Source organism: Mycolicibacterium vaccae NBRC 14118 = CIP 105934, from assembly GCF_001552715.1.
Lineage (GTDB): Bacteria > Actinomycetota > Actinomycetes > Mycobacteriales > Mycobacteriaceae > Mycobacterium > Mycobacterium vaccae.
The window spans coordinates 21,617-37,939 of sequence record NZ_BCRS01000039.1 but is presented as its reverse complement, the minus strand read 5'-3'; the positions used below and the strand labels follow the sequence as shown (position 1 = coordinate 37,939).

The window sequence follows — 16,323 nt, the reverse complement described above, 5'->3', positions numbered from 1 at the left end:
CCGTGCCCACCGCCGGCTGGTCCGCGACACCGACGCGGGACTCGTTCCGCCGCAGGCCCTTCCACGCCCGGCGCTGCGCACGAACACGCTGCCGGCCGGGCCGCGGCACCTACGGACCGTGGTGTGCAGCCGCGAGCAGTTCGGCGCGACGACGGTGACCGTCGGTGCGCTGGCGGCCCTATCGGCCGCACTGGCCGGGCATCTGCGTGCGCTCGGTGACGACGCAGCACGGCTGGGTGCCGAGGTCCCGATGGCGCGGACGGGACCGAGGCAGGCGCGCAACCACTTCGGCAACGTCGGTGTCGAGTTGTACCCCGATCTGGCCGCACCGGAGCGCAGCGCCGCGATCGCCGCCGACCTGCACCGACGCCGGAGGCGGGCCGTGCACCCGGCGATGCTCGCCGAGGCCGCGGCGCTGGCCGCCCTTCCCGCTCCGCTATTACTTTGGGGCGTAGCGCAATTCGACCCGGGTGTGCGGTCGGCGGCTGTCACCGGCAACACCGTGGTGTCCAGCGTCAACCGGGGACCGGCGGATCTGAGATTCGGCGGCGCCCCCGTGGTGCTCACCGCGGGCTTCCCGTCGCTGTCGCCGATGATGGGCCTGACACACGGCGTGCACGGCATCGGCGGTGCGGTCGCGGTCAGCGTGCACGCCGCGGCCTCGGTGATCGGTGACCTGGACGCCCTGGAGGCCTACGTCGAGCGGCTGGCCTGGGAGCTACGTTCGGCCCCGTAGCGGTGCTATACAGGGTGAACGGACGATGCAGGGCAGGGGACCGCAATGGCCAACCAGTACCTCGAAGGCGCGTTCGCGCCATTGGCGGACGAGTACACGCTCACCGACCTCGACGTGCGGGGCCGTCTCCCCGACTATCTGGACGGCCGCTACCTGCGCAACGGGCCCAATCCGGTCTCCGAGATCGACCCTGAGCTCTACCACTGGTTCACCGGCGACGGCATGGTGCACGGTATCCGCATCCGGGACGGACGTGCAGAGTGGTACCGCAACCGGTGGGTCCGCAGTCCCGTCGTGGCCGAGGCACTCGGGGAGGAGCCACCCCGCGGGGACTTCGGCCTGACGCCGATCGGCGCCAACACCAACGTGATCGGGCATGCGGGAAAGACACTGGCGCTGATCGAGTCCGGCGTGGCCCAGTACGAGCTGACCGACGAACTGGACACCGTCGGCGTGTGCGATTTCGACGGCACCCTGACCGGCGGATACACCGCCCACCCCAAGCGCGACCCGCAGACCGGCGAACTGCATGCGGTGTCCTACTGCCTGCTCAACGGAAACACGGTGCAGTACTCGGTGATCGGTGCGGACGGACGGGCCAGACGCACCGTCGACATCGAGGTCACCGGCAGCCCGATGATGCACGACTTCTCGCTGACCGAGCGCCACGTGGTCTTCTACGACCTCCCGGTCACCTTCGACGCCCGCCGGGCCGCCGCCGTCGGCGTGCCGCGCTGGCTGCAACTGCCCGCGCGCCTGGTGTTGTCCGCGCTGATCGGCCGGGTGCGCATCCCCGATCCGGTCGCCGCGCGCCGCCCGGGCAGCCGGTCCGGCGACCCGGCGTTCCCGTACTCGTGGAACCCGCGGTACCCGGCCCGCGTCGGCGTCATGCCGCGGGAGGGCGGAAACGCCGACGTCCGCTGGTTCGAGGTGGAGCCCTGCTACGTCTTCCATCCGATGAACGCGTTCGACGACGGCGACACCGTCGTCCTCGACGTCGTGCGGCACGAGAAGATGTTCGCCACCGATCATCTCGGACCCAATGAGGGCATCCCGACGCTGGATCGGTGGACCGTCGATCTTGCCGACGGCAAAGTGCGGGAATCGAGGGTCGACGACCGGGGCCAGGAGTTCCCCCGTGTCGACGAACGCGTGGTGGGCCGGCCGCACCGTTACGGCTACGCCCCGACGGTCACCGGGGGCGGATCCTGCGCAGACACCCTGCTCAAGCACGACTTCGTCGGCGCCGGTTCCGTGGCTCGGTCTTTCGGGGACGGAAAGACCGTCGGCGAGTTCGTGTTCCACCCGGCTGCGCCCGACGCCGACGAGGACGACGGTGTGCTGATGGGCTATGTGTACGACCGTGCCACCGATCGCAGCGAGCTGGCGATCCTGGATGCCCAGACCCTCGACGACGTCGCCGCGGTCCGGTTACCGCACCGGGTGCCGGCAGGTTTCCACGGCAATTGGGTGCCGACGCACTAGGGCGGGGGTGGGCAGCGGCGTGACAGATGTTCTAAGTTCTGTTACATGAGTGCCTATGACGTCGGCGTCCTGATCCTGCGAGTCGTGCTCGGTCTGACCATGGCCGCACACGGCTACAACAAGTTCTTCGGCAAGGGCGGCCTGAAAGGCACCGCCGGCTGGTTCGACAGCATGGGGATGCGGCCGGGCATGTTCCACGCCCGCATCGCCGCGAGCACCGAGATGGCCGCAGGCATCGGGCTGGCGCTGGGCCTGCTGACCCCGATCCCGGCCGCCGGCTTCGTCGCGCTGATGCTCGTCGCGGCCTGGACCGTGCACCGAGCCAACGGGTTCTTCATCGTCAAGGAGGGTTGGGAGTACAACCTCGTGCTCGCGGCCTCGGCGGTCGGCATCGCGACGATCGGTGCCGGCAAGATCAGCCTCGATCACCTGCTGTTCTCCGGCAGCGGCTTCTACGACCTGCTGCACGGCTGGTGGGGCTTGGCCATTGCGCTGGTGCTGGGCCTGGCCGGCGGCATCGGGCAGCTGGTGATCTTCTACCGCCCCCCGGCCAAGACCAGCGCGTAGCCCCCGGGGTAGCCCCGCGAGCAGACGCAAACTCGCACGATCGCGCCGCGAATCATGCGATTTTGTGTCTGTTCGCGCCAGCGGAAATGGAACACGTTCTAGTCTGACCGGCATGGGTTTTCTCACGCAGGACGCGCCCGTCGTCGACTACGCGGAATGGAGCAAGGGCACCCGGGCCGAGCGGATCGTGCCCATGGCGCGCCACTGGGCCGAGGTCGGCTTCGGCACGCCGGTGGTGATGCACCTGTTCTACGTGGTCAAGATCCTGCTCTACATCCTGGGCGCCTGGCTGATCGTCCTGACCACCAGCGGCATCGACGGGTTCACCGACGTCGCGGCCTGGTATCACGAGCCGATCGTGTACCAGAAGGTCGTCTTCTACACGATGCTGTTCGAGATCGTCGGCCTCGGCTGCGGGTTCGGACCGCTCAACAACCGGTTCTTCCCGCCCATGGGCTCGATCCTGTACTGGTTGCGGCCCAAGACCATTCGGCTGCCACCGTGGCCCAACCGGGTGCCGTTGACCGCGGGGGACGCCCGTACCCCCGTCGACGTGGCGCTCTACGGGGCGCTGCTGGTGGTCCTGGTGATCGCATTGTTTTCTGATGGCACCGGGCCCATCCCCGAGCTCGGCTCCGAGGTCGGCGTGCTGCCGGTCTGGCAGACCGCGACGATCGTCGGCCTGCTGGTGGTGGCCGGGCTGCGTGACAAGGTGCTGTTCCTGGCCGCGCGCGGCGAGGTGTACGGCTCGCTGGCGGTGTGTTTCCTGTTCAGCGGCGCCGACATCGTCATCGCGGCCAAGCTGGTGTGCCTGGTGATCTGGCTGGGCGCGGCCACGTCCAAACTCAACAAGCACTTCCCGTTCGTCATCTCCACGATGATGAGCAACAACCCGGTCATCCGGCCGCGGGCGATCAAGCGGAAGTTCTTCGAACGCTTCCCCGACGACCTTCGTCCCGGCCGCGCATCGCGCGTGCTGGCGCACTTCTCCACGGCCATCGAGATGCTCGTGCCGCTGGTGCTGTTCTTCTCCCACGGCGGCTGGGCGACCGCGATCGCGGCGACGGTGATGCTGATCTTCCACTTCGGCATCCTGTCGGCGATCCCGATGGGGGTGCCGCTGGAGTGGAACGTCTTCATGATGTTCAGCGTGCTGGCGCTGTTCGTCGGCAACGCCGGCATCGGTCTCTCGGACCTGCAGAGCCCGTGGCCGATCCTGCTGTTCGCGGTCGTCGCCGGGACGGTGGTGATCGGAAACCTGTTCCCGCGCAAGGTGTCTTTCCTGCCCGGCATGCGCTACTACGCCGGCAACTGGGACACCTCGCTGTGGTGTGTGAAACCGTCGGCGGCGGAGAAGATCACCAACGGCATCGTCGCGATCGCCAGCATGCCCGCCGCGCAGATGGAGAAGTTCTACGGCAGCAAGGAGACCGCCGAGGTCTACCAGTACATGGGGTATGCGTTCCGCTCGTTCAACACCCACGGCCGCGCGATGTTCACGCTGGCTCACCGCGCCATGGCCGACGGGAACGAGGACGACTACGTGCTGACCGACGGCGAACGGATCTGCAGCACCGCGATCGGCTGGAACTTCGGCGACGGCCACATGCACAACGAGCAGTTGATCGCGGCGCTGCAGAAGCGGTGCCACTTCGAACCCGGCGAGGTGCGGGTGCTGCTGCTCGACGCGCAGCCGATCCACCGGCAGCGTCAGGAGTACCGGCTGGTGGACGCGGCGACCGGTGAGTTCGAGCGCGGCTACGTGATGGTCACCGACATGGTGACGCGCCAACCGTGGGACGACACCGTGCCGGTGCACAAGACCTGGCAGCGGGGCGACTAGCCCATCACGTCGCGGACGGGCACACTCTCCAGGCCGGTGAGCAGCAGCTCGCGCGTCTTGTCGAGGTGCTTGCGCCAGTGCGTCTCGGCGCCGACGGCGTCGCCCGCGCGCAGGAACTGCATCAGCCTGCGGTAGGACCGCAACAGCGTGTCGTAGTCGGCCTTCGACACCGGCCGGCGCTCGTTGAACACGAAAGCCGTGTGCCTGACCGTGATCTCGTGCAGCATGCCCGCGATGATGCTCAGCGTCGCGTTGCCCGACAGTTGCACCACGCGCAGATGGAACAGCCCGGTGGTCTCGGCCAGCCGGCTGGACTGATGGCCGTCGGCGGCGAGTTCCTCCAGCATCCGCTCGAGCTCGTCGAACGCCTCGTCCGAACCGGATTCGGCGAGCAGCCGCGCAGCCATCGGTTCGATACCCGACTTCGCGGTCAGCAGGTCGGCGATCGTCGCGCCGGACAGTTCGAGCAGCAGCCCGGCAGGCCGGGCGACCACCTCGGGGCCGGGCACCCGGACCCGCGCACCGGTGCGCGATCCGCGGCGCACCTCGACCAGGCGCTCGGACTCCAGCACCCGGACCGCTTCGCGAAGCGTCGGGCGGCTGACACCGAAGTGGGCCATCAGCTCGGCCTCATTCGGCAGGAAGTCGCCGTCCTTGAGCTGCCCGTCGACCACCATCCGGCGTAACGTGCCTGCGACGAGCTCGGCGGTCTTGGGGGACCGGACCGCGGCGCGGGAGGCGACGGCGTCCGGCCCGATCATCGGAGCCAGGGGAGTGCTACGGGTCATCACACCTCCTCGACGGTCGACTACGCTGCACACCAGCTGTGCAACTCAGTAAACCATGTGCTGACCCAGTGTCCGGATCAGTCGAGGTCGGCGCAGGTCGCGGCCCGCTCGGAGGCCAGCCAACCAGTAGGTTGACCTAGTAAACCTTGTTCGTTACTTTCGTGCGTAAAGCCGATCCAATGAAGGAGAATCTCCATGGCTGAAGCCGTGATCGTCGAGGCAGTGCGCTCTCCAGTCGGAAAGCGCAACGGTGCGTTGTCGGGAATCCACCCCGCCGAGTTGTCGGCCCAGGTCCTCAACGGTCTGGTGGAGCGGGCCGGGGTCGACCCCGCGCTCGTCGACGACGTGATCTGGGGCTGCGTCATGCAGGCCGGTGAGCAGGCCCTCGACATCGCCCGCACCGCGGTGCTGTCCGCCGGCTGGCCCGAGACCGTCCCCGGTGTCACCGTGGACCGTCAGTGCGGCTCCAGCCAGCAGTCGCTGCACTTCGCCGTCGCCGGGGTGATCGCGGGTCACTACGACGTCGTCGTCGCCGGTGGTGTCGAGTCGATGTCGCGCACCCCGATGGGCTCCTCGCTGGCCAACGGCGGAAACCCCTACGGCGAGTCGTTCAAGGCCCGCTACGACAAGACCCCCAACCAGGGCGTCGGCGCCGAGATGATCGCCGAGCAGTGGGGCCTGAGCCGCACCGAGCTCGACGAGTTCTCCCTGCGCTCGCACGAGAAGGCCGCTGCCGCACAGGATTCCGGTGCCTTCAAGGATCAGATCGTCGGCATCAAGACCAAGGACGCGGACGGCAACGACACCGTCGTGCTCGAAGACGGCGGCATCCGCCGTGGCGGCACCGTCGAGTCGATGGCCAAGATCAAGCCCGCGTTCAAAGAGGACGGCGTGATCCACGCCGGTAACTCCAGCCAGATCTCCGACGGCTCGGCCGCACTGCTGCTGATGTCGGCCGAGAAGGCCAAGGACCTCGGTCTCACGCCGCTGGCCAAGGTGCACACCGCGGTGCTCGCCGGCGCCGACCCGGTCATCATGCTGACCGCGCCGATCCCGGCCACCCAGAAGGCGCTGAAGAAGTCCGGCCTGAGCCTGGACCAGATCGGTGCCTTCGAGGTCAACGAGGCCTTCGCCCCGGTTCCGATGGCCTGGCTCAAGGACATCGGCGCCGACGAGACCAAGCTGAACCCCAACGGCGGCGCGATCGCGCTCGGCCACCCGCTCGGCGGCTCCGGTGCGCGTATCCTGACCACGCTGCTGTACCACATGCGGGACAACAACATTCAGTACGGCCTGCAGACCATGTGCGAGGGCGGCGGCCAGGCCAACGCGACCATCCTGGAGCTCCTGTGACCGAAACCGGCCGCGCTGTGCTTGATGGCTCGACTCCTCCTTCGTCGTCGTCTTCGGTCGGCGCTCTGACCGAGCGCCGCGGGAACGTCCTGATCATCACGATCAACCGGCCCGAGGCCCGCAACGCGATCAACGCGTCGGTCAGCACCGCCGTCGGCGACGCGCTGCAGTCCGCGCAGGAGGATCCGGAGGTCCGGGCGGTCATCCTGACCGGCGCCGGGGACAAATCCTTCTGTGCCGGAGCGGATCTCAAGGCCATCTCGCGGGGCGAGAACCTCTTCCACCCCGAGCATTCGGAGTGGGGATTCGCCGGCTACGTGCGGCACTTCATCGACAAGCCGACCATCGCCGCGGTCAACGGCACCGCGCTCGGCGGAGGCACCGAGCTGGCCCTGGCCAGCGACCTGGTGGTCGCCGAGGAACGCGCGAAATTCGGTCTGCCCGAAGTGAAGCGGGGGCTCATTGCCGGTGCCGGCGGCGTGTTCCGCATCGTCGAGCAGCTGCCGCGCAAGATCGCCCTCGAGCTGATCTACACCGGTGAGCCGATCAGCTCGGCCGACGCGCTGCGCTGGGGCCTGATCAACCAGGTCGTGCCCGACGGCACCGTGGTCGACGCGGCCCTGGCTCTCGCCGAGCGGATCACCTGCAACGCACCGCTGGCCGTGCGCGCCAGCAAGCGGGTGTCCTACGGCGCCGTCGACGGCGTGGTCGGCGACGAGGAACCGTTCTGGAAGCAGACGTTCGGCGAGTTCTCGACGCTGCTGAAGACCGAAGACGCCATGGAAGGTCCGCTGGCCTTCGCGCAGAAGCGCGAGCCGGTCTGGAAAGCTAAGTAAGGAATCAACAATGAAGCGAACGATTTACGACGCAGAGCACGAGGCGTTCCGCGACACCGTCAAGGAGTACATCGAGCGCGAGCTCGTGCCCAACCACGAGAAGTGGGAGACCGAGCGCATCGTCGACCGGTCGGCCTACACCGCGGCGGGCAAGTACGGCCTCATCGGGTTCAACATGCCCGAGGAGTTCGGCGGCGGTGGCTCGGACGACTTCCGGTTCAACGCGGTCATCGACGAGGAGATCGCCAAGGCCGGTGTGCACGGGCCTGCGCTGAGCCTGCACAACGACGTCGTGGGGCCCTATTTCAAGGACCTGACCAACGACGAGCAGAAGAAGCGCTGGCTGCCGGGCATCGCGAGCGGCGAGACGATCATCGCGGTCGCGATGACCGAGCCCGGCGCGGGCAGCGACCTCGCCGGTATCCGCACCTCCGCGGTGCGCGACGGTGACGACTGGATCATCAACGGCTCCAAGACGTTCATCTCGTCGGGCATCAACTGCGACCTGTGCGTCGTCGTCGCACGCACCGACCCCGAAGCCGGACACAAGGGCTTCTCGCTGTTCGTGGTCGAGCGCGACATGGAGGGCTTCACCCGCGGCCGCAAGCTCGACAAGATGGGCCTGCACAGCCAGGACACCTCCGAGCTGCACTTCGAGAACGTCCGGGTGCCGAACGCGAACCTGCTCGGCAAGGAGGGTCGCGGCTTCTACCACCTGATGACCAACCTGCCCTCGGAGCGGCTTTCGATCGCGATCTCGGCGATCGCCGGCGCGCGTGCGGTGTTCGACGAGACGCTGCAGTACTCGAAGGACCGCAAGGCATTCGGGCAGCCCATCGGCAGCTTCCAGCACAACCGGTTCCTGCTCGCCGAGATGGAGACCGAACTCGAGATCACCGAGACCTACATCGACCGGTGCCTGCAGGGTGTCGTCGACGGTGAGCTGACCGCGGTCGAGGCGGCCAAGGCCAAGTGGTGGGCCACCGAGACCGCCAAGAAGGTCGTCGACCAGTGCGTGCAGCTGCACGGCGGCTACGGCTACATGCTCGAATACCGCGTCGCACGGGCCTACGTCGACGGTCGTATCCAGACCATCTTCGGTGGCACCACCGAGATCATGAAAGAGATCATCGGCCGCGACCTAGGCGTCTAGTCGGCTCGCGGACGCGGCGTCTAGACCACGCCGAGCAGACACAAAATCGCCCCCTTTCCTGCGAAAGGGGGCGATTTTGTGTCTGCTCGCGATCGGGACGTCAGCCGATCGGGGCCTCGGCGGCCGGGGACGCCGGAGCCTCCGCCGGTGCCTCCGCCGGAGCCGTCTCCGGGGTGGTCTCGGCGGTGGTTTCAGCGGTGGTGGTCGCCGTCTCGGTGGTGCTCGTGGCGGTCGGTGTGATCGGCGCCGGCGCCTCGGCCGGGTTGAGCACCTTGTCCACGATGTAGATGCGCGCGTTCTGCGCCTGGATGCCACCGCACACGACCTCGGTGGTCTCGTTGACCTGGATGTCGCCGCCGGAGCCGGTCACCTCGATCTCGGTGCCTTCCTGGGTGGGACGCTGGCCCTTGACGTCGTCGGGGCCCAGCAGGCCGAGGAACGCGTGGTAGTACACCAGGCTGGTCAGCGCCGCCGGATCGGTGCGCAGCACCTCGAGCTGCTCGGGCGGCAGCTCGGCGAACGCCTCGTTGGTGGGCGCGAACACCACGTACGGGCCGTTGTCGAGCACGCTGGTGATGTTCACGGCGGGGTTGAGCTGACCGGAGATCGCGGAGCTGAACGTCGAGATCTCGGCGATCGAGGCCAGCGCGGTGCTGACGGGCAGGTCCGCCAATCCCTTCCAGTTCGGCAGCGCCTCCTTGAACGCACCGCAGTCCGGTCCCTGGGGGTCGGGGATCTCGGCCACCGGGGTGGACGGCTCGGCGTTCGCGGTGATGGACAGCGGGACCGACAGGGCGATCGCGGCGGCACTGACAGCGACGCCGATGGCCTTGCTGGTTCGGGTCTTCACGTGGTGCTCCTTACACTTGTCAAGTCGTCTGGCATGTTATGTGCCTGAATTGGTGTGGGCCAAGTCGAGTTGGCGCACCACCGCGGATATCGACCGCAGAACCCGGCTGCCACCTGCGGGTTCGGGTCAGCCCCGGCCTGCACCAACAACGCGCCGACCAGCCCGAACTCAATCGGCCAGGGTGGCGTCTAGGACGGCCCGGACCACAGGCTGGTCGCGGTCGCGGTCGCGCTCACCGTGGGAGCGAAGGTAGATGACCTTCGCACCCGGGTTCACGCACGCGAGCCCAGACCGGCGGCGCCGGTGGTGCAGAGATGTTCCGACAGCGCCCACAGCGCCAGGGCGCGGGACTCGTCCGCGGCGTAGGGCGCGGCCTCCCGCACCCGGCAGTCGGACAGGTAGACAGCGCCCGTGCCGTCGAGTTCGTCGCTGACGGCCGCCCACACCTGGGTGGCCGCACCGTGTTCCGGCGTCGTGAACTGCTTGCGGAAGTCGGTCGGCGGCTTGTCGCCCGCCCGCGACGAGCTCGACTTGTTCAGGGCCGTGAAGTCGTCGTTGGTCATGTGCCGCGCCAGCGAGGTCGCCACGATCCCGGGATGCACCGCGAACGCGCGCACGCTGCTGTCGCGCAACCGGCGGTCCAGCTCGACCGCGTGCAGGATGTTGGCGGTCTTCGACGCGCCGTAGGCGGCGAACTTGTCGTACTCGCGGTGCTCCCAGTTCGGGTCCTCGAAATCGACGTCACCCATCCGGTGGCCTTCCGAGGACAGGTTGACAACCCGCGCCCCGTCGGCGGCGACCAGCGCCGGGAACAGCAGTCTGGTCAGCTCGAAGTGGCCCAGATGGTTTGTGCCGAACTGCATTTCGAAGCCCTCGGCGGTCCGCCCGAACGGGGTGAACATCACGCCGGCGTTGTTCATCAGCACGTGCACCGCAGGGGTCAGCTCGGCGATCTCCGCCGCGGCAGCCGCCACGCTCGCCAGCGAGGTCAGGTCCAGGTGCACCACCGACAGCCGTGCGGCCGGCAGCTCGGCGCGCACCCATGCCTCGGTGTCGGCGAGCGCTTCGGTGTTGCGGGCGGCCAGGATCACGTGGGCGCCGGTCTTGGCCAGCGCGCGGGCGGACTCGCGGCCCAGCCCCGACGAGGCGCCGGTGACCACGCAGGTCTTGCCGGTGAGGTCGACTCCGTCGACGATATCCAGTGCGGTCGGTGCTGACGTCGATGTCACGACGTGAGGATCGCACGCCGCGCCCGGGGTGTACGCACCCGGCCCCGCCCTTCGGCGGCGGCCATGCCCGACGCCCCGATCCTGCCCGTCGCCGGACGTGCCCGCGAACGTCGTCCCGACAGCCGGGGGCGCCCCGCGGCCCCGTCGTGCATGACGGAGTGACCCAGTTAACGCGCGGCCGCGGGTTGTGAACGGGGCGGCCCTGGGTACAGGCCTACCGTGAATCCCGTGCGCACCCTGGTCACCGGCGCGACCGGCTATATCGGATCGCGGCTGGTCACTGCGCTGCTCGACGAGGGCCATCAGGTCGTCGCGGCGAGCCGTCACCGCGACCGGCTGGCCGATTTCGGCTGGTACGAAGACGTCTCGACGGTCACGCTCGACGCGGACGACGAGTTGTCGGTGCGGCAGGCCTTCACCGACGCCGGGCCCGTGGAGGTCGTGTACTACCTGGTGCACGGCATCGGCCAACCCGGCTTCCGGGAAGCCGACAACCGGGCCGCCGCCAACGTGGCCGCCGCGGCCAAGGCGGCGGGGGTGCGCCGCATCGTCTACCTCGGCGGGTTCGTGCCCGACGGCGATTCCCTGTCCGAGCATCTGGCCAGCCGCGCCGAGGTGGCCGCGGCGCTGACCATCGACGGGGGACCGGACGTGGTGTGGCTGGGCGCCGCGATCATCATCGGCGCCGGGTCCACGTCGTTCGAGATGCTGCGCTACGTCGCTGACCGGTTCCTGCTGCTGCCGATGCCGGAATGGTCGGCCAACCCGATCGACCCGATCTCGATCAGCGACGCGCTGCACTACCTGGTCGCCGCGGCGGACTCCGACGCGGTGCCTGCCGGCGCCTACGACATCGCGGGGCCGGAGACCACCACCTACGGCGACCTGCTGCGCACCTATGCCCGGGTCGCGGGTATCTGGCGCACGCCGGTCGCGGTGTACGGCGTCGACACCTCGCTGGTGTCCAAGCTGACCGGGGTGGTGCTGCCGGTGCCGGGCGGACTCGCCGCCGATCTCGTTGAATCCCTGGACTTTCCGATGATGGCGTCGGCGCGCAGTCTGCGCGGCCGGGTGCCCGATCCCGCCGACGGGCTGATCGGCGTCGAGGAGGCGATGCAGCGCGCGGTGGCCAGTCCGCGACCAAGACCCGTCGACGAACTACCCGACCCGCACCACCTCGCCGACACCGACCCCGGCTGGGCCGGCGGTGACACCCTGCGGCTGCGGCAACTGGCCGCCGCGGTGACACCGCCGGTCGTGCGGCCGCTCCTCGGCCTGCTCGGCTTCGTCCCCGGCCCGGTCGCGGCGGCGGTGCGGACCGGTCTGGACACGATGCTCGCGCTGGTGCCGAAGGTGATTCCGGCGTGAGCGCCCCGGTGAGCTGGGCCGGCGAGCTGCGCAAGATCGCGCGCACGAAGGCGCCGCCGTACAACGAGCCACCGTCGGTGATCGGCAGGCGCAAGTTCGTGGTGGGTGGCTTCCTGCTCATCGGTGCCGCGCTGCTGGGCTATTCGTTGAGCCGGCCGCCCGGCGACGAGACCTTCATCTGGCTCACGCTCGCCCTGGCCGGGGTGTGGGCGGCGGGCGCCTTCGCCTCGGGCCCGCTGCACATGGGGCACATCTGTGTCCGCGGGCGCAACCAGCGGCCGGTGATCACCGGGACCGTGGTCGGGCTGCTGCTCGGCGGGATCTTCGTCCTCGGCGCGCTGGTGGTGCGCGAGATCCCCGGAGTCAACGACTACGTCCGCGAGGTGCTGCAGTACTCCAACGCAGGGCCGCTGTATCTGATCGTGTTCATCACGGTGATCAACGGTGTGGCCGAGGAGATGTTCTTCCGCGGTGCGCTCTACACGGCGCTGCTCAAATACCACCCGGTCATCGTGTCGACGGTGCTGTACGTGATCGCGACCGCGGCCACCACCGGCAACCCGATGCTGGGGTTCGCCGCGATCATCCTGGGGACCGTGTGCGCCCTGCTGCGCCGCGCCACCGGGGGCGTCCTGGCACCGATGCTGACCCACTTCTTCTGGGGTCTGGTGATGGTGCTGGCACTGCCGCCGATGTTCGGCGTCTAGCTCAGATCGCGACCTGCTCGTCGGCGCCCTGCGCGTCGGTGCCGCGCCAGACGTCGACCGCCCGCTGCAGCGGCAGGCCGAGCGCCTCGCACAGCCCCACCACCGTGCCGAAGCTGGGGCTGGGCATCCGACCCACCTCGATCTTGCGCAGTGTCTCCGGGGAGATGCCCGCGTCACGGGCGACGTCCTCGGGCGAGCGGCCGGCCCGCGCCGTCCGCAGGAGCGCACCGAGGCGCTGACCGGCTCGGATCTGTTCGGGGCTGAGCGGCACACGGACCATGCCGCACAGCATAGCGGTATAGAAATACCGATGCTGGTACGGTGGCGGTATAAAAATACCGCCGAGACGGAAGCAGTGCCCATGATCGAACTCAAGACCGCCGGAGAAATCGACAAGATGGCGGTCACCGGCGAATTCGTCGGCCGCACGCTCGCGACGCTGAGCCGCGACGCCGAACCCGGCGTCAACCTGATGCAACTGGAGCACCGGGCCAGGGCGCTGGTCGACGAGCGCGGTGCCGTCTCGTGCTACTGGGACTACGCGCCGTCGTTCGGCAGCGGGCCGTTCCGCAACGTCATCTGCCTGTCGGTCAACGATGCTGTGCTGCACGGCCTTCCGCACGACTACGTGTTGCAGGACGGGGACGTGCTCACCATGGACTTCGCGGTGTCGATCGACGGGTGGGTGGCCGACGCCGCGGTGACGGTGATCGTCGGTGACGCCGCCGACCCGGCCGACGTCGCGCTGGTCGAGTCCACCCGCCGGGCGCTGGGTGCGGGGATCGCCGCCGCGGTCCCTGGCGGGCATCTCGGCGACATCTCGGCGGCCATCGGGGAGGTCGCGGCCGCCGAAGGTTACGGCGTCAACACCGATTTCGGCGGCCACGGCCTCGGCCGCACGATGCACGAGGATCCACACGTCCCCAACCGGGGCAAGCCGGGACGCGGGATGGCGCTGCGGCCGGGTCTGACGCTGGCGCTGGAACCGTGGTGGGCGCGTGGCACGCGCCGCCTGGTCGTGGACCCCGACGGCTGGACGCTGCGCTCGGCGGACGGTTCGCGGACCGCGCACTCCGAGCACACCATCGCGATCACCGAGGACGGCCCCCGCGTGCTGACCGCGGCGCCCTAATCGAGCGGGTGGGCCAGTTCGTCGCGGCGCATCCGGGCGGCCGTCACCGCCACGGCGGCCAGCAGTACCGGTAGCAGGCCCGCCGCCAGGAAGATCGCCTCCATCGGCACGACTTTCGACAACGGGCCGGCGATCGCGAACGACACCGGCATGAACGCCAGCGACACGAAGAAGTCCAGGCTCGACACCCGGCCGAGCATCGCGGCGGGCACGCGGCGCTGCAGCAGCGTCCCCCAGATGACCATCCCGGCGCCGTCGGTGACGCCGACGACGAACGTCGCCGCGGCCATCAGCGGAAACGAGGACGTGACGCCGACGATCACCAGCGGAACCGAACCCAGGCCCCACATCGTCATCATCACCGTGAGATATCGGCGCGGCAGCCGCCGTGACGACACTGCCAATGCGCCTGCGGCACTGCCCATCCCGAAGAACGCCAGGATGAAACCGTAGGTCTGTGCGCCGTGGGTGAACCTGTCGGCCACGACGAACGGCAGCAGGACCTCGATCGGCCCGAGCACCACGAGCACGAACATGCTCGCGAACAGCAGCGTCCACAACAGCCACGGGGTGCGGACCACGAACGCCCAGCCCTCCCGCAGGTCCTGCAGCAGCTTCGTCTGCGAAACGCGCTGTGCGGCTGGGCCTTCGGTCAGCTGCGGGCGGGTGGCCACCAGCAGGGTCAGGCCGAGCGCGAACAGCGCGGCCACCACGACCGCACCGGCCGAGGGTATCGTCGCCCCCACCACCAGGCCGGCCACCGCCGGGCCGGCGGCGCGCTGGAACACCGGGCGCACCACTCCTTCCACGCCGTTGGCGGCCAGCAGCTGGTTGGCAGGCAGGATCCTGGGCAGCAGCGCGCTGTACGCCGGGAAGAAGAACGCCGCCGCGACCCCGAGCGTCGCGGCGGCCACCGCCATATGCCAGATGCGCAGTTCGCCAACGAGACCGAGCACCGCGACCGCAGACACGGCGACCGTGTTGACGATCTCGACGGCGATGATGATGCCGCGCTGGGGGAGTCGATCGGCGGCCAGACCGCCGACCAGCACGAAGGCCACCAGGCCGGCGCCCATGCAGGCAGCCACCAGCGACAGCGCCGCCGGATCACCGGACAGTTCGATGACCTGCAGCGCCATCACCACCGCCCACATGCCCTCGGCGAAGATCGACAGCGAGACCGCCGCGATCAGCAGGCGGTATTCACGGGACCGGAACGGCGCGAGCACACGCCAGCCGCCGGGGGCCACCGGCTGCTCGATCTCGTACTGCGTGCTCACCGATCGATGGTCGCCGACGCACCCGGTTCACGTCGAATGGTTTTTGCGGCACCGATTGTGGGGGATATGTACGCGATTCGGTCAGTTCGCGTACACAGGGCCCACAGTCGGCGCGTGCCGGCTCAGGAGTCGGTGAAGTTCGCGGCCCGGCGCTGCTGGAAGGCCTTGGTGCCCTCGCGGAAGTCGGCGGACTCCAACAGAACCAGTTGCCCGGTCTTCTCCAGCTCGAGGGCGCCGTCGAGCTCGAACAGCGTCGCGGCGTTGATCGCGTTCTTGGTCTTACGCAACGCCACCGCCGGCCCGGACACCAGAGTGGCGACCACCTTGTCGACCTCGGCGGCGAAATCGTCGGCCGGGTACACCGCGCTGACCAGGCCCCACCCGTACGCCTCGGCCGCCGAGATCCGTTCGGCCAGCAGGGCCATCCGCATCGCGCGGATGCGGCCCACGGCGGCGGCGATCAGCGCCGAGGCGCCGCCGTCGGGCATCAGGCCGATCTTGGTGAACGCGAGCATGAAAAACGCCTTCTCCGAAGCGAGTACGACGTCGCAGGCCAGCGCCAGCGAGACGCCCACACCGGCAGCCGCGCCGTGCACGCAGGCCACCGCGGGCTGGGGCAGGGCGGCGATCGCGCGGATGCAGCGGTTGGCCGCGTCCAGCACGTCGGCCGGGGTGCCCGACGCGCCCGGGTTGGCGTGGTCCTCTTCGCTGATGCCCGCGCCCGAGCAGAAGCCGCGGCCGGCGCCGCCGATGCGCACGACCCGCACCCGCGGGTCGTTCGCGGCGCGTTCGAGCGTCGAGGCGAACGTCTGCAGCATCGGCGCGGTGAGCGAGTTGAGGCTGTCGGGCCGGTTCAGGGTGACGGTCAGAACGCCGCCGTCGAGGCCGACGGTGAGGTCGTCGATGCCCTCGTAGGCGTCGGTGTGCGGGTCGGTCGTGGTCATGTGCGTCCCCTTGATCTGGGCCTTCCCGACAGCTGAAGCCCCGTGGCCGGTC

Annotated in this window: 16 protein-coding genes; 10 read left to right on the top strand and 6 right to left on the bottom strand. The window is 69.1% G+C overall.

Translation table 11 applies throughout. The features are described from left to right. From MVA01S_RS10160 to MVA01S_RS10145, 4 genes are all read left to right on the top strand, one after another. Positions 1-736 (top strand): WS/DGAT domain-containing protein (locus tag MVA01S_RS10160; RefSeq protein WP_159426308.1); only part of this gene is annotated, 736 nt, incomplete at its 5' end. Between the two features lie 45 nt (positions 737-781). Continuing rightward, positions 782-2,221 (top strand): carotenoid oxygenase family protein, encoded by a 1,440-nt coding sequence (locus tag MVA01S_RS10155; RefSeq protein ID WP_003931132.1) that lies wholly within the window; start codon positions 782-784, stop codon positions 2,219-2,221. A gap of 45 nt (positions 2,222-2,266) precedes the next feature. Next, positions 2,267-2,788 carry a DoxX family protein gene (locus tag MVA01S_RS10150; RefSeq protein ID WP_003931133.1) on the top strand — a complete coding sequence of 174 codons (522 nt, stop codon included), beginning with the start codon at positions 2,267-2,269 and terminating at the stop codon, positions 2,786-2,788. A gap of 112 nt (positions 2,789-2,900) precedes the next feature. Continuing rightward, the gene (locus MVA01S_RS10145) at positions 2,901-4,631 is read left to right on the top strand and encodes a DUF3556 domain-containing protein (protein ID WP_003931134.1); all 1,731 of its coding nucleotides are present in this window, start codon (positions 2,901-2,903) and stop codon (positions 4,629-4,631) included. Here MVA01S_RS10145 and MVA01S_RS10140 read toward each other — a convergent pair. Further along, positions 4,628-5,419, bottom strand: a complete 792-nt coding sequence (locus MVA01S_RS10140; protein ID WP_003931135.1) for a FadR/GntR family transcriptional regulator — start codon at positions 5,417-5,419, stop codon at positions 4,628-4,630. The genes MVA01S_RS10145 and MVA01S_RS10140 overlap by 4 nt on opposite strands. Positions 5,420-5,614: 195 nt before the next feature. Between MVA01S_RS10140 and MVA01S_RS10135 the strand changes: the two genes are divergently transcribed. Genes MVA01S_RS10135 through MVA01S_RS10125 form a run of 3 tightly spaced genes read left to right on the top strand, consistent with a single transcriptional unit; the run spans position 5,615 to position 8,761 of the window. Continuing rightward, complete coding sequence (locus MVA01S_RS10135) at positions 5,615-6,772, top strand: thiolase family protein (RefSeq protein ID WP_003931136.1); 1,158 nt, start codon at positions 5,615-5,617, stop codon at positions 6,770-6,772. After that, complete coding sequence (locus MVA01S_RS10130) at positions 6,769-7,608, top strand: crotonase/enoyl-CoA hydratase family protein (protein ID WP_003931137.1); 840 nt, start codon at positions 6,769-6,771, stop codon at positions 7,606-7,608. The genes MVA01S_RS10135 and MVA01S_RS10130 overlap by 4 nt, the downstream gene beginning before the upstream one ends. 10 nt (positions 7,609-7,618) lie before the next feature. After that, positions 7,619-8,761, top strand: coding sequence for an acyl-CoA dehydrogenase family protein (locus tag MVA01S_RS10125; protein WP_003931138.1), 1,143 nt, complete (start codon positions 7,619-7,621; stop codon positions 8,759-8,761). A gap of 100 nt (positions 8,762-8,861) precedes the next feature. Here MVA01S_RS10125 and MVA01S_RS10120 read toward each other — a convergent pair whose 3' ends face one another. Next, on the bottom strand, positions 8,862-9,611 hold the full coding sequence (locus MVA01S_RS10120; RefSeq protein WP_003931139.1) for a fasciclin domain-containing protein: 750 nt from the start codon (positions 9,609-9,611) through the stop codon (positions 8,862-8,864). 272 nt (positions 9,612-9,883) lie between these two features. After that, positions 9,884-10,840, bottom strand: a complete 957-nt coding sequence (locus tag MVA01S_RS10115) for an SDR family NAD(P)-dependent oxidoreductase (protein ID WP_003931140.1) — start codon at positions 10,838-10,840, stop codon at positions 9,884-9,886. A gap of 219 nt (positions 10,841-11,059) precedes the next feature. Here MVA01S_RS10115 and MVA01S_RS10110 point away from each other — a divergent pair, with 219 nt between their 5' ends. Both MVA01S_RS10110 and MVA01S_RS10105 read left to right on the top strand, forming a co-directional pair. Next, positions 11,060-12,208: an NAD(P)H-binding protein gene (locus MVA01S_RS10110; protein WP_003931141.1), complete on the top strand. Its 1,149-nt coding sequence runs from the start codon at positions 11,060-11,062 to the stop codon at positions 12,206-12,208. Then, positions 12,205-12,915, top strand: a complete 711-nt coding sequence (locus tag MVA01S_RS10105; protein ID WP_003931142.1) for a CPBP family intramembrane glutamic endopeptidase — start codon at positions 12,205-12,207, stop codon at positions 12,913-12,915. The genes MVA01S_RS10110 and MVA01S_RS10105 overlap by 4 nt, the downstream gene beginning before the upstream one ends. A gap of 1 nt (position 12,916) precedes the next feature. On the opposite strand, the gene MVA01S_RS10100 is transcribed toward MVA01S_RS10105, so the two are convergent. Beyond that, positions 12,917-13,195: a helix-turn-helix domain-containing protein gene (locus MVA01S_RS10100; RefSeq protein WP_040541605.1), complete on the bottom strand. Its 279-nt coding sequence runs from the start codon at positions 13,193-13,195 to the stop codon at positions 12,917-12,919. An 81-nt stretch (positions 13,196-13,276) separates the two neighbouring features. On the opposite strand from MVA01S_RS10100, the gene map reads away from it, so the two are divergent. Further along, a complete protein-coding gene (gene map / locus MVA01S_RS10095) occupies positions 13,277-14,047 on the top strand; it encodes a type I methionyl aminopeptidase (RefSeq protein WP_003931144.1) in 771 nt (256 codons plus the stop codon). On the opposite strand, the gene tet(V) is transcribed toward map, so the two are convergent. Beyond that, complete coding sequence (tet(V), locus tag MVA01S_RS10090) at positions 14,044-15,309, bottom strand: tetracycline efflux MFS transporter Tet(V) (RefSeq protein ID WP_174538891.1); 1,266 nt, start codon at positions 15,307-15,309, stop codon at positions 14,044-14,046. The two genes, map and tet(V), sit on opposite strands and share 4 nt — an antisense overlap. A gap of 140 nt (positions 15,310-15,449) precedes the next feature. Beyond that, positions 15,450-16,271 carry an enoyl-CoA hydratase gene (locus MVA01S_RS10085; RefSeq protein WP_003931146.1) on the bottom strand — a complete coding sequence of 274 codons (822 nt, stop codon included), beginning with the start codon at positions 16,269-16,271 and terminating at the stop codon, positions 15,450-15,452. Positions 16,272-16,323 lie beyond the last annotated feature (52 nt).